Consider the following 12,565-nt stretch of genomic DNA (forward strand, 5'->3'; position numbering starts at 1 on the left):
GCCCGCCGCGCGCGGTCGCGCCGGGCGAATCCGGTGACGCCGCGCGTCCGGTCGTGGCCCAGCCGCAGCGGGTCGGTCCCGTCGGGGAGAGCGAGCAGGCGGCGCCGCGGTCCAAGCGCTGGCTGATCATCGCCGGCGCGGCGGTGGCGGTGGTGCTCGCGCTGGTCGCCGGCATCGTGCTGCTGACCGGAGTCGGCAGCAGCTCCCCGGAGGAGCAGGTGCGCACGGCGATCACCGAGTACACCGACGCGCTCGGCAAGGGCGACCTCGACCAGTTGCGGGCCACCACCTGCGGGCCGCTGCACGACTTCTACCAGGGCATCACCGCGCAGCAGTTCGACACCGTGCACCGCCTGTCGAACGAGCGCGGTTCGATCCCGGTGGTGTCGAGCGTCACGGCGGTGCGCATCACCGGCGACACCGCCCTCGCGGAGGCGCAGGTCTACACCAAGGCCGACACGTCCAAGCGCACCGCGCGGACCTTCGACCTGCAGCGCAGCGGTGACGAGTGGAAGGTCTGCGACCCCGCGGGCACCCAGTAGCGCCCACGGTGACCCGTCTTACCAGCCCCGATGCATGGTAAGACGGGTCACACGCAACTGGTCATGGCACCGGGTGCCGAGTACCATTTCCCGGATCATGAGCAGGGAACAGACAGTGGCGCAGCCGGAAGCAGACGCCGTGGTCCGGAGTGCCTCGCTGGCTGGTCAGCGTTTCCGGTTCCGCGATCACTACGAGGTCGGGCGCGAGAAGATCCGCGAATTCGCGCGCGCGGTGCAGAATCTGCATCCCGCCCACCAGCACGAGGTGGACGCCCGCAAGCTGGGCTACGACGGCATCATCGCGCCGCCCACCTTCTCCTCGGTCATCGGCATGAGCGTCACCCGCGCCCTGCTCGAGACGGTGCTGACCGACTACGACCTGTCCCAGGTGCTGCAGACCGACCAGGTCTTCGAGATCTTCCGCCCGATGACCGCGGGCGACCGCATCACGACCGAGATCGAGATCGAGTCGGTCCGCTCCTTCGGCGACAACGACTTCGTCAACGTGAAGTTCCTGCTGAGCAACCAGGACGGCGAGGTCGCCGTGCAGGGCACCACCACCATCGTCGCGCGGCGCGGCGTCGAGGTGGACCCCGGCATCGTCGAGGCCGTGGAGAACATCTCCATGCACATGCGCCCCGCCGAGATCGCCGGCGTGTCGAGCAGCGACGTGCTGACCCCGCTCGAGGGCCCCGCCCCCGCGGCGCCGAAACGCGAATTCACCGCCGTCAACACCACTCCCGGCTTCGAGGACGTCGCCGCGGGCACGGTGCTCCCGCCCGCCACCGCGCGGGTGACCCGCGGCGACCTCGCCAACTACGCGGGCGTCTCCGGCGACCCCAACCCGATCCACTTCAGCGACCGCGCCGCCGAACTCGCCGGCCTGCCGACGGTCGTCGCGCACGGCCTGCTCACCATGGGCCTGGCCGCCGACTACCTGACCTCGTGGCTGGGCGACCCGTCGGCCATCGAGAAGCTCGCCGTACGCTTCGCCGGCTTCGTCCCCGTGTATCCCGCCGCCGCGGGCACCATCGAATTCACCGGCAAGATCAAGTCGGTCGACCCCGACCGCCGCGCCGCCACCGTCCTGCTGACCGGAACCTCGGAGGGCAAGAAGCTCTTCGGCCGCGCCGTAGCCGAAGTCCGCCTGACCTGAGCGAGTTCCGGCCGTCCAGCCCGATTTTCCTGACCTGGGCGAGTGCCGGCCGCCCAGCGCGAATCCTCCTGACCTGAGCGGCATCCGGCCAGGAGCGACACCTGGCCGACCAAGCGCCCCAGCCCGACCCCGCCTGGTCTGGGCCTACTTGGGCGATCCCGGTCGGCCAGCCTGGCACCCTGGGTGTCCAACGCTCCACCCGCAACCACCACGGGCCGACCCCGAGGAGGCCCCGCCGCGCAAGCGGCGGTCGCGGCCGCCCCGCCGAAAAGAGACCCGAGACAAAGCGCCGAAGGCGCGAGTATCGGGTCTCTTTTCGTCGGGGCCCCAAGGGCCGCGTCCCGAGCGCGCCAGCGCTCCTATGTCACAGCCCGGAACGCCAGGACCGTGCTGCCGATCCGGATGAGGTCGGCGTCGGCGAGCAGGGTGCCTTCCTCGATCGGTGTTTCGTTGATGTAGACGCCGTTGGCCGAGTGCAGGTCCTTGATCAGCAGTCCGGCGCGGCTGGGCATGATGTGCGCGTGGTAGCGGCTGGCTTTGGGGTCGTCGACGACGAGGTCGTTGTCGGTCATGCGGCCGATGCGCAGGCCGGCGGCGGGAATCGGGATGTCGCGGCCGTCGGGCAGGCGCAGGACGCCGTTGCGGACCGCGCGCGGGACCTCGGTGACCGTTTCGGTCATGGCCGCGGCGAGGTTGTCGGCGCGGCGGACCTCGACGATGCTGAGCGATTCCTGGCGCAGGACCCGCTGTTCCAGGTCGATGAGCGCCGGTCCGGGGTCGATGCCGAGTTCTTCGGCGAGCACGTGGCGTACCCGGCGGCAGGCCTCCAGGGCGTCGGCCTGGCGGCCGGACAGGTACAGCGCGGTGATCAGCTGGCCCCACAGCGGCTCGCGCAGGGGGTGTTCGTTGGTCATGGAGACGAGTTCGCCGATGACCGAATGGGCGCGGCCGCAGGCGATCTCGGCGTCGATGCGGGCGGAGGCGGCCATCAGCCGTTCCTCGTCCATGGCGGTGGCGAAACCGTCGGCGAAGGCCAGTCCGGCCAGGTCGGCCAGCGCGCGGCCCGACCACTCGCGCAGCGCCGTGGCGAACAGCGTGGACGCGCCGGGGTGGTCGCCGGAGTCCAGGCAGCGCGCACCGGCCTCGCGGGCCGCTTCGAAGCGGCCGATGTCGCAGGCGGTGTCGTCGATCTCCAGCCGGTAGCCGGAGTTCTCGGTGCGCAGGACCGCGGCCGGGTCGATGCCCGCGTTGCGCAGCGCCTTGCGGATGTTGGAGACGAACACCTGCAGGCTTGCGGCGTAGGAATCCGGTGGATTCTCGTTCCACACCATCTCCGCCAGCGCCGCCGAGGAGACGGCGCGGCGCCGGTTGACGGTGAGCGCGGCCAGCAGTGCCCGCGGCTTGGGCCCGCCGACCGCCACCGGCTCACCGCCGACGAGCAGCCGAACGGGCCCGAGCACACGTACGTCGAGAGTCATGAGCTCGGGCCCCCAGGCTCGCTATCAGGCGCTGATCGAGCGCCCCGCGGACTTCAGGTCGTTGCACGCCTCGACGACGCGCGCCGACATCGAAGCCTCGGCCTTCTTCAGGTAGCTGCGCGGGTCGTAGGCCTTCTTGTTGCCGACCTCGCCGTCGATCTTCAGCACGCCGTCGTAGTTGCTGAAGATGTGGCCGGCGACCGGGCGGGTGAAGGCGTACTGGGTGTCGGTGTCGACGTTCATCTTCACCACGCCGAAGCGCAGCGAGTCCTCGATCTCCGACTTCAGCGAGCCCGAGCCGCCGTGGAAGACGAAGTCGAACGGCTGCGCGTCGGTGGCCAGGCCCAGCTTGGCGGCCGCGACACGCTGACCCTCGGCCAGCACCTCGGGCTTGAGCACCACGTTGCCCGGCTTGTACACGCCGTGGACGTTGCCGAAGGTGGCGGCGAGCAGGTACTTGCCGTTCTCGCCGGCGCCCAGGGCGTCGATGGTCTTCTCGAAGTCCTCGGGCGAGGTGTAGAGCTTCTCGTTGATCTCGGCCTCGACGCCGTCCTCTTCGCCGCCGACGACGCCGATCTCGACCTCGAGGATGATGTTGGCGGCCTTGGTGGCCTTCAGCAGATCCTTGGCGATCTCGAGGTTCTCGTCGATCGGGATGGCCGAGCCGTCCCACATGTGCGACTGGAACAGCGGGTTCTGCCCGGCGTTGACGCGCTCCTGGGAGATGGCCAGGAGCGGGCGCACGAAGGTGTCGAGCTTGTCCTTCGGGCAGTGGTCGGTGTGCAGCGCGATGGTGACGTCGTACTTCGCGGCGATGACATGCGCGAACTCGGCGAGCGCGACGGCGCCGGTGACCATGTCCTTGACGCCGAGACCCGAGCCGAATTCGGCACCACCGGTGGAGAACTGGATGATGCCGTCACTGCCCGCGTCGGCGAAGCCCTTGATGGCCGCGTTGATCGTCTCCGACGACGTGACGTTGATGGCCGGGAACGCGAACGAGTTCGCCTTGGCCCGGCCGAGCATCTCGGCGTAGACCTCCGGGGTCGCGATAGGCACAGCAGTGACCTCCGTGTGTGGGGAGCAAAAAACCAATTCTGTCAGGCCACACCCTAATTTAGGAGTGTTCGGGCGGGTTCACCGGCTTGTTCGCCGGTTCCCCCGCGTTCGCTGGGCGGTCGCGCGGGGCCGGGGATCGGGCTCGAACACCGCTGTTCCTGAAGATCGGACACCTCGCGTCACAGATTCGCCCGGTACTGTAGGGCCCGTGACTTTGCTGGCGGTATCCGATGCGGTGACGAGCAACCTTGCGCTGACCCAGTTGCTCGACCCGATGTATCTGCTCAAGGAAACCTGGCTCGCGGACGCCGTGCTACCGGCCATCCTGGCGATCGTCTTCATCGAGACCGGTCTGCTGTTCCCGCTGCTGCCGGGCGACTCGCTGCTGTTCACCGGCGGCATGCTCGCCGCCCAGGAGAACCCGCCGGTCAACATCTGGGTCCTGGTTCCGCTCGTCATCCTGACCGCGTTCCTCGGCGATCAGTGCGCGTACTGGATCGGCCGCAAGATCGGCCCGGCCATCTTCGACAAGGAAGACAGCCGCTTCTTCAAGAAGGCCTACATCACCGAGACGCACGAGTTCTTCGAGAAGCACGGCCCGAAGACGATCATCCTGGCCCGGTTCGTGCCGATCGTGCGCACGTTCATGCCGGTCCTGGCCGGTGTGTCGCGCATGGACTACCGCAAGTACGTGATCTTCGACATCGTCGGCGCGGTCCTGTGGGGCGGCGGTATCACGGTGCTCGGATACTTCCTCGGCAACGTCGCCTTCATCCGCGACCACGTCGAGGCCATCTTCCTCATGATCGTGTTCGTCTCGATCCTGCCCGCGATCATCACGGTCGGGAAGAAGATCCTGTCGAACCGCCGTGGCGTGCCGGCCGACCCGGAACCCACCGTCGAGCTCACCGCCTCGGCGAACGAGATCCGCTGAGCTCGTAAGGACCCACCCCGCTATGGGCAGTTTCGATCCACTGATCTCGGCCGGTCCGGCCATGGTGTGGACCGTGGTGCTGGTCTTCGTCTTCCTCGAGTGCGCGTTCATCATCGGGCTGTTCCTGCCCGGCGACTCCATGCTGCTGACCGCGGGCATCGTGATGGCCTCGCACGCGACCGGCGAGGCGCAGGTCTGGGCGCTGGCCGTCGGCACGATGATCGCCGCGATCGCGGGTAACCAGGTCGGCTATGTGGTCGGGCACCGCACCGGGCATCGGCTGGTCGCGCGTAAGAACGGCCGCTACATCAACACCCGCAATCTGGCCAAGGTCACCGCGCTGCTGGAGAAACACGGCTTTCTCGCCGTGCTGGTCGCCCGCTGGATTCCGTGGGTGCGCACGCTGTGCCCGATGGTCGCGGGCGCGGCCGGGATGGACCATCGCCGCTACACGGTGGCCAGCACCATCGGCGCGATCATCTGGGCCCCGGTGTTGCTGCTGATCGGCTTCTACGCGGGCAACGTGCTCGAGCGCGTGTCCTGGCTGATGCCGGTGGTCATCGGCACGCTCATCGCCGGCCTGGTCATCGGCACCGCCCTGGGGCTGCGGCACTACCGCCAGGAGATGGCCAAGCCCGCCGAGGAGTTCGACGTCGACGAACTCGCGCCGCTGGCGGTCGAGGAGCGCTAGGCCCCGGCGGCCGCGACCTGGTAGGCGGCTTCCATCAGCATCCAGCCCGACAGCTGCACCGACAGGTCGCGTTCGGGCACGACCGAGGCCGTCACCGAGCCGCCCGCGGTGAACTTGCCCGCGCCCGCGGATCCGCCGGGCAGGGTGGCGCGCACGTTCCAGTCGTGGCCGAACAGCGGCTCGCCCTCGACGTCGAGGCGGTTGTGCCAGGCCGCGACCGCCGAGGCCCGCACGATCGCGGCGGCGCTGCGGCGGATGCCCTGCTCGCGGGGGCCGTCGCCGGGCAGGGAGACCGCGACCACCGCCAGGTACCGGGCGAGGATGCCGTTGAACAGGCCGCCGTCGCCACCGCCACCGCCGGTGATGACGCCTCGGGTGGTCATCCGCTCCTCGACCGCGGCCAGCAGCGCGGCGACCCGGTCGGTGTGCCGCGACGCGCCGGTCTCGACGGCGAGTTCGGTCTCCAGGCCCAGCACGACGCCCTGGCAGTAGCTGAACACCGGGCGTTCGATCTCGCCGGAGGGCAGGTGGATGCCGTCGAGGATCAGTCCGGTCTCGGGGTCGCGCAGGGTGGCGTCGAGCCAGTCGGCCATCTCCTGCGCGCGGTCGGTCTGGCCGAGCCGCAGCAGGGCGATGCCTGCCGGGCCGTTGGCGGGGGCGTTGTAGAAGTCGGAGCCGATGCGCCAGGGCAGGCCGCCGCCGTTGCCGGGATCCCACGCGCTGAACAGGGGGAGCTCGAGCGCCTTCAGGCCGCCGCGCAGCGACGTGAGGCCCTGGGTGCGTTCGGCGCGGTCCAGCGCGATGGCCAGCCAGGCCATGTCGTCGTAGTAGCGGTTGGTCCAGCCGGTCAGGTTGCGCAGCCGGTGGGTGCGGGCGATGGCGCCGACCCGTTTGCGGCGGGCCGGGGTGGGGACGCGCACGGCGGCGTCGACCGCGCAGTCGAGCAGGTGGGCCTGCCACCAGAAGTGCCAGGTGAGGAAGCCCCGCTCGCGTTTGGTGGCGGGCCAGCCGACGACGCCGAGCTCGGTGCCCGGGATCGCCCACAGCGGGCGCAGGTGCCGCGACAGGATGGCGGCCTCGGCCATGTCCGCCCGTTCGGACCACACGGCAGGCGTCGGCGCCGCACCGGCGCGATCTGGGGTCGGGCGCCGGCCGCTTCGCGAGGTCATGGGGACCATGGTGCCAGTTCCGCACGGGATTTCGCTCCCGTTTTGTTACCGACCTGACGCCGAATCGATCACAACCAGGCCGAGCGGTCTGGTCACCAGGCGCGGGACAGGTCCGCGTGCGCGCGGATCCAGGCGTGCATGGCGATGCCGGCCGCGACGCCGGCGTTGATGCTGCGGGTCGAACCGAACTGGGCGATGGAGACCGTGAGGGCGGCAGCGTCTTTGGCGTCGTCGCTGACGCCGGGGCCCTCCTGGCCGAAGAGCAGCAGGCACTCGCGCGGCAGCTCGGCGGTCTCCAGCGGGACCGCGCCCGGCACGTTGTCGACGGCGACCACGGACAGTCCCGCCTCGGCGGCGAAGGCGCGCAGGCCGGTCAGGTCGCTGTGGTGGATCAGGTGCTGGTAGCGGTCGGTCACCATGGCGCCGCGCCGGTTCCAGCGCCGGCGGCCGACGATGTGCACCGCGGCGGCCGCGAACGCGTTGGCGGTGCGGACCACGGTGCCGATGTTCGCGTCGTGGCCGAAGTTCTCGATGGCGACGTGGAACGGGTGCCGCCGCGCGTCGATGTCGGCGACGATCGCCTCCCGCGACCAGTACCGGTAGGCGTCGACGACGTTGCGTCGGTCGCCTTCGGCCAGCAGCTCCGGGTCGTAGCGCGGGTCGGTCGGCAGCGGTTCACCGTATTCGAGCGCCCAGGGACCGAGGCCGTGCGGGTGTTCGCCCCATTCGGTGGGGCCCGCGGCCTGCTCGGATACTTCGGTCACCGGCTCGTTCACCCGGGAAATGCTAGAGGCAGGCTCAGTAGCCGGAATTCCCGGCCGACACGGAGAGCACGAAGATGAGCACCGCGCCGAGCGTCACCAGCAGCCCGAAGATCAGGAACACCGACCCGACGATGCCGAGGATGTAGCCGATCTGGGCGTTGGACCGCCCGCCCAGCGTGCCGCCCGAGGCGTCGATCTCGGCGAGGGTGCGCCGCCCCATGATCCAGGCGAAGGGCGCGACCACCTGACACACGGCGAGCCCGAGGATGCCGAGGATCAGCACGGTCGAAGCCTTGGGATGATCCGGGGGCGGCGGCCGGTAGCCGTAGGGCGGCGCGGGGTAGCTCACCCCCGGAATCGTAACCGCCGATCAGACCCCGGACCGGATCATGCCTTTGGTACGCATGAGGAAGTCCGCCAGGTAGCCGTCGTGCGGGACGCCCGGACGCAACCAGGTGGTTGGGTGGTCGCCGAGGTAGAGGTTGGTGATCGACGGCTCGTCCAGCAGGGCGTCGATCAGGGGGCGGCGCCGGGTCATCGCGGTCAGCACCAGCGACCGCCGCAGCGGCGCGACACCGTCGGCGGGCGACCACGGTCCCACCCACACGCACGGGAAACCGAGCTCCACGTCGAGTTGCGGCGCGTCGGCCCGGTCGACCAGATGCACCGCCGGACGCAGGACCGCGCCGCCACCGGGCAGGGCGTCGACGATGGTGTCCCCGCCGAGCAGGGGACGCGCGTTCCCGGCGACGCGGCGCAGGTAGGCGTCGACGGCGGCGGCGGTGTCGTGCGGCTGCACGGTCAGCACCGCGTCGGGGTGATCGGCGGGCAGGCTCGGGATGGCGGCGAGTTCGGCCGCCAGCGCCTCGGCCAGCGGGGCCGGATCGCCCTCGACGAGCACCGCGGTGGTGCAGGTGCAGGCGGTGCCGCCCAGATGACTCACCGACGCGGCGATCAGCCCGATCTTGTCCCGCCAGTCCACGTCGGCCGTGACCAGGATCTTCGACCGGCCCGGCCCCTGTGTCAGGACCCTCGGGTCGGCGCCGTACTTGCGGACCACGTCCTCGCCGCCGTAGACGATGGCGAAATCCGACTCCGCGACCAAAACGTCGGCCCCCGCGTAATCGCAGGGCAGCAGCGTGACCAGCTCCGGCGGCATGCCCGCCGCCCGTAGCGCGCTCACCAGCCGGAACGCGGTGAACGGCTCCCGCGTCGAGGGCCGCACAGCCACCTTGTATCCCATCGCGATCGCCTCGGGCCACAGGCCGTGGACGGCCGGGGTGTTGCCCGCCGCGTGCACCGCGAACACGTCACCGCGACGGGTCCAGACCGCGCAACCGCCCAGGGTGCGCGGGTCCTGCCAGTCGCCCGCCGCCCCCGCGGGCATGGCCAGTCCGAGCGTGGCGCGCTGTTCGCGCAGCACCTCGGCCACCCACGCCACCGACTGGCGGACCACCGCCGACGGCACGCCGGAGGCGGTCGAGACCAGCCGTTCGTACTCCTGGGGTCCGAGCCCGCCGATCTCGGCGGTCGTGAACAGGTCGGCGGCCCGTTCCAGCACGTCGAAGCGTTCGGCGGCGGACAGCATCGGCGCGGCCCGCATGGCGGCCAGCGTCCGGCGGATGTAGAGGGTCGGCACCTGGCTGATCTCGCCGAGGACCGACCCCGAGAGGGCGACAACGGGTTTGCGCTCCCGGGCACGGTAGGCGCCCCGTGGTCCCAGCGCGTCGATCCAGATCCCGGTCATCAGTAGACCCCCTCGATGACCTCGGCGTCGCCGAAGGTGGTCACCGGCGCCACGTCGGCCACCGAGCAACCCAGGGCGCCCGCGGGCGGCTCCACCCTGATCGCCGTGTCACGTTCGAGGTTGTTGGGTAGCAGCGCGTACTTGGTGAGGTGGTTCATGACGACCTGGCCTCGTCGGCCGTAATCCACCTCGTCGCCGGTCGCCGGGTCGACGACGCGGAAGGTGATGTAGGGGCTCGGGGTGTCGAAGACGGGCAGGCCGTCGGCGCGCTCCTCGTCGCGTTCGCGGGACATGCCGAGGATGGTGGTGCTGCCGTAGAGACCCTTCAACGGGATGCCGGGGAAGATCTCCTCGCGGAAGATGGCGCGCGCGTCGGCGTTCATGTGGGCACCGCTCCAGCAGATGTAGGCGACCTGCTCGTTGATGATCCGCACCAGGTCGTCGCGACGGGCGATCCGCTCCAGCAGCGGCGGCGTGGTGATCAGGATGCCCACGCGCTGGGTGGTGAGGATCCCCGCGACCTGGTCGACCAGGTGCTCGGCGTAGCGCTCGGTGGCCGCGGTGTCCCCGCAGGCGATCAGCTGCTTGATCCAGCGCGGGTCGAGGTCGATGGTGAACAACAGGCCCCGATGCCGTCCGGCGCGGCGGCGGGCGAACTCGCCGAACATGTGCGGCCCGCCGGGTGCGACGGCGAGGGTGTTGCGCGTGCCGAGCGGTGCGTAGTGGTGCTCGTCCCAGCTCAGCGCGAACTCCATCCACGGATCGAACAGGACGAACCGCTTCGGCGCGCCCGTGGTGCCGCCGCTCTCGTAGACCCCGGCGACCGCGCGGTCGGCGCCGGTCAGCCCGCGCGGGATCAGGTCCTCGACCGCGACGTCGCGGAACTCGTCGACGACGTTGGGGAACCGGGCCAGGTCGGCGTGGGTGCGGATGTCGGTGAGCGGATCGAAATCCAGCGTGCGGGCCCGGCGCAGCCAGTAGGGGCTGCCGGTGTCCTCGCCGAAATGCCAGGCCATGAGGGAGCGGATGTACTCGTCCGGTTCCGCCACCGCGGCGGCGTGCGAGTCGAGATCCAGAAGTTCGGAGCGCATGTCTCGGTCTCCAGATTAGATACCCCGAAAGTGGGGCATTCCGTACGAACGCGGCAATCTTCCCGTGCGCGAGAACGCGGGCCCCGTGGCTCGCCGCCGGTTCTATCTCCCGATAGGCGCCGCGCCGAACCCTCCCCCGGGCCGGTCACGCGGCCTATCCTGGACAGAAGAAGTACGAACACCCCAGGCGTCGCCCATGAACCACGCACGCATCCTTCGTACGATGCTCGGCGTCACGGCCGTCTATCTCGTCGCGCTCGCACTCTGGCTGTCCTGGCTCGCGCCCCACGCGCCGCCGGGCACGCTGCCGTACCAGGTCGTCATCATGGTCGGGTTGTTCGGCACCTGCGCCGGGGTCGGCATGCTGCTGTCGGACCTGCCGAGCCGCGCGGACCGCAGGCTGCGCAAGCACGGGCTGGAGGGCTGGGCGGTCATCGAACGGGTCCATCCGCTCGCCCGCACCGATCATCACAGCGAACTCACGGAGCTGGATCTGTCGCTGACCGTGCCGGGCACCGAGAGTTACCGGGGCACCATCGTTTTCGATGTCATGCCGGTGGACCGGCCACGGATCGAGGTCGGCCGGGTGCTGTCTGTGCGGGTCGACCCGGCCGACCGGGACCGGATCATGGTACTGCCGTACCTGTCCTAACTGCCCGAGGACGGGGCGTCGACCGGCGGCTTGCCCTGCCGGAGGCTGCGTCGCCAGTGCTCGGCGTCGTAGGCCGCCGCGTCGGTGTCGTCGACGAACGAGCGCACCAGTTTCACGAACCGGTCCGGCTCGTAGTGGTGCGGGAAATGCCCTGCGCCGTCGAAGATCTCCAGCTCGCTGCCGTCGAGCGCGCGATGCGCCACCTGGGCGTGGTACGAGGGGATGACGGCGTCGCGGGTGCCGCCGACGACCAGCGTCGGCAGGAACGCGGACAGGTAGCCGCGATCCAGGCTGGTGATGGACTGGCCGCGCGGGTCGGCGGCCGCGCGGATCGTGCGCAGGAACGCGTTGCGGGCCGTCGAGTCCGCGAGCCTGCCGTAGAGCCCGAGGACGTAGTCCAGGTCCGGCCCGAGCCCGGCGCCGCCGAGCCTGCGGAGCAGCGGCGTCGCCCAGCGGATCGCGGTCCGCACGGGTAGGGAGGTCACCGCGATGAGGGCGGGCCCCGCGCCCGGCAGGGTGGACAGCCGGAAGGCCGGATGCACGCCGCGGCCCATCCCGGCCGGGCACACCAGCACCAGCCGCTGCACCCGCTCGGGGAACTGGTACGCGAACTGCATCGCGACCCCGCCGCCGAGGGAATGCCCGACCAGCGTGACCTGGTCGATCCCGAGCACGCCGAGCAGGTCCCGCATGCCGCAGGCGTAGGCCGCCACCGCGTAGTCGGCGCGCGGCTTGGCCGATTCGCCGTGGCCGAGCAGGTCCGGCGCGATGACCGTGTAGTGCTCGGCCAGGGCGTCGAAGACCGGGTCCCAGGTGCCGGAGTTGTCGGCGATGCCGTGGATCAGCAGCACCGGCGGGCCGGTGCCCGACATCCGGAACGCGCGGCGATAGCCGTGGACCTCGACGAACTGCACTTCCGCTGTCATCTTACGAAGCGTGCGCGGCGGCTGTTGCCTGCGCACGACGCGGACGTTAGTTCTGGGTGACGCGCCCTCCCGGCGCGACCGCGGGGCGGTGCGCGGCGGGTTCGGTGAGCAGGTACTGCGCGGCGGCGTAGGTGGCGAGGATGACGCCCTCGGTGACCCGGCGCGACCGCGACGAGCGGGCGAACAGCCTGCGCGCCACGATCAGCCCGTCGGACACGGTGAACAGCAGCGCGCCGAGGCCGAGGCGGCTGCGCGGGTCGGCGCCGGGGATGTTCAGGCCCGCGACGGCGCGCGCGTCCGGCGCGAGCGCGGGGTCGGAGGCCAGCACCGCGGCGGTGCCGAGGGTCGCGCCGTAG

The 12,565-nt window shown here is 70.6% G+C and carries 14 protein-coding genes; 5 read left to right on the top strand and 9 right to left on the bottom strand.

Annotated elements, in window-relative coordinates:
* Together ON36_RS26585 and ON36_RS26590 are read left to right on the top strand one after the other, a co-directional pair.
* The coding region (locus ON36_RS26585) for an Rv0361 family membrane protein (protein ID WP_043659053.1) at positions 1–542 on the top strand (542 nt) is incomplete at its 5' end.
* A 97-nt stretch (positions 543–639) separates the two neighbouring features.
* Positions 640–1,698 carry a fused (3R)-hydroxyacyl-ACP dehydratase subunits HadA/HadB gene (locus ON36_RS26590; RefSeq protein WP_043659055.1) on the top strand — a complete coding sequence of 353 codons (1,059 nt, stop codon included), beginning with the start codon at positions 640–642 and terminating at the stop codon, positions 1,696–1,698.
* Positions 1,699–2,057: 359 nt separating this feature from the next.
* Here ON36_RS26590 and ON36_RS26595 read toward each other — a convergent pair whose 3' ends face one another.
* Together ON36_RS26595 and fbaA are read right to left on the bottom strand one after the other, a co-directional pair.
* Positions 2,058–3,176 (bottom strand): BTAD domain-containing putative transcriptional regulator, encoded by a 1,119-nt coding sequence (locus ON36_RS26595; RefSeq protein ID WP_043659056.1) that lies wholly within the window; start codon positions 3,174–3,176, stop codon positions 2,058–2,060.
* 24 nt (positions 3,177–3,200) lie between these two features.
* Complete coding sequence (gene fbaA / locus ON36_RS26600) at positions 3,201–4,235, bottom strand: class II fructose-bisphosphate aldolase (RefSeq protein WP_043659057.1); 1,035 nt, start codon at positions 4,233–4,235, stop codon at positions 3,201–3,203.
* 274 nt (positions 4,236–4,509) lie between these two features.
* Here fbaA and ON36_RS26605 point away from each other — a divergent pair, with 274 nt between their 5' ends.
* Together ON36_RS26605 and ON36_RS26610 are read left to right on the top strand one after the other, a co-directional pair.
* The gene (locus ON36_RS26605; RefSeq protein WP_052314371.1) at positions 4,510–5,169 is read left to right on the top strand and encodes a DedA family protein; all 660 of its coding nucleotides are present in this window, start codon (positions 4,510–4,512) and stop codon (positions 5,167–5,169) included.
* Positions 5,170–5,191: 22 nt separating this feature from the next.
* On the top strand, positions 5,192–5,860 hold the full coding sequence (locus ON36_RS26610; protein WP_043659060.1) for a DedA family protein: 669 nt from the start codon (positions 5,192–5,194) through the stop codon (positions 5,858–5,860).
* Here ON36_RS26610 and ON36_RS26615 read toward each other — a convergent pair.
* The 5 genes from ON36_RS26615 to ON36_RS26635 all read right to left on the bottom strand — a co-directional run bounded on the left by ON36_RS26615 (position 5,857) and on the right by ON36_RS26635 (position 10,631).
* Positions 5,857–6,945 (bottom strand): glycoside hydrolase family 76 protein, encoded by a 1,089-nt coding sequence (locus ON36_RS26615; RefSeq protein WP_043659062.1) that lies wholly within the window; start codon positions 6,943–6,945, stop codon positions 5,857–5,859. The genes ON36_RS26610 and ON36_RS26615 overlap by 4 nt on opposite strands.
* 176 nt (positions 6,946–7,121) lie before the next feature.
* Positions 7,122–7,805: a TrmH family RNA methyltransferase gene (locus tag ON36_RS26620; RefSeq protein WP_083885444.1), complete on the bottom strand. Its 684-nt coding sequence runs from the start codon at positions 7,803–7,805 to the stop codon at positions 7,122–7,124.
* Between the two features lie 22 nt (positions 7,806–7,827).
* Positions 7,828–8,142 (bottom strand): hypothetical protein, encoded by a 315-nt coding sequence (locus ON36_RS26625; protein WP_043659065.1) that lies wholly within the window; start codon positions 8,140–8,142, stop codon positions 7,828–7,830.
* 21 nt (positions 8,143–8,163) lie between these two features.
* Entirely contained in the window at positions 8,164–9,540 is a 1,377-nt protein-coding gene (locus ON36_RS26630; protein WP_043659068.1) for an aldehyde dehydrogenase family protein, read from the bottom strand.
* Entirely contained in the window at positions 9,540–10,631 is a 1,092-nt protein-coding gene (locus tag ON36_RS26635; protein WP_043659071.1) for an acyl-CoA synthetase family protein, read from the bottom strand. The genes ON36_RS26630 and ON36_RS26635 overlap by 1 nt, the downstream gene beginning before the upstream one ends.
* A 223-nt stretch (positions 10,632–10,854) precedes the next feature.
* Here ON36_RS26635 and ON36_RS26640 point away from each other — a divergent pair, with 223 nt between their 5' ends.
* Positions 10,855–11,283 (top strand): hypothetical protein, encoded by a 429-nt coding sequence (locus ON36_RS26640; protein ID WP_506330732.1) that lies wholly within the window; start codon positions 10,855–10,857, stop codon positions 11,281–11,283.
* On the opposite strand, the gene ON36_RS26645 is transcribed toward ON36_RS26640, so the two are convergent.
* Together ON36_RS26645 and ON36_RS26650 are read right to left on the bottom strand one after the other, a co-directional pair.
* Positions 11,280–12,209, bottom strand: a complete 930-nt coding sequence (locus tag ON36_RS26645) for an alpha/beta fold hydrolase (RefSeq protein WP_043659075.1) — start codon at positions 12,207–12,209, stop codon at positions 11,280–11,282. The two genes, ON36_RS26640 and ON36_RS26645, sit on opposite strands and share 4 nt — an antisense overlap.
* A 46-nt stretch (positions 12,210–12,255) precedes the next feature.
* Positions 12,256–12,565: lysoplasmalogenase family protein (locus tag ON36_RS26650; RefSeq protein WP_218001238.1), on the bottom strand; the 310-nt coding region annotated here is incomplete at its 5' end.

The sequence above is a fragment of the Nocardia thailandica NBRC 100428 genome, assembly GCF_000308795.1.
GTDB lineage: Bacteria > Actinomycetota > Actinomycetes > Mycobacteriales > Mycobacteriaceae > Nocardia > Nocardia thailandica.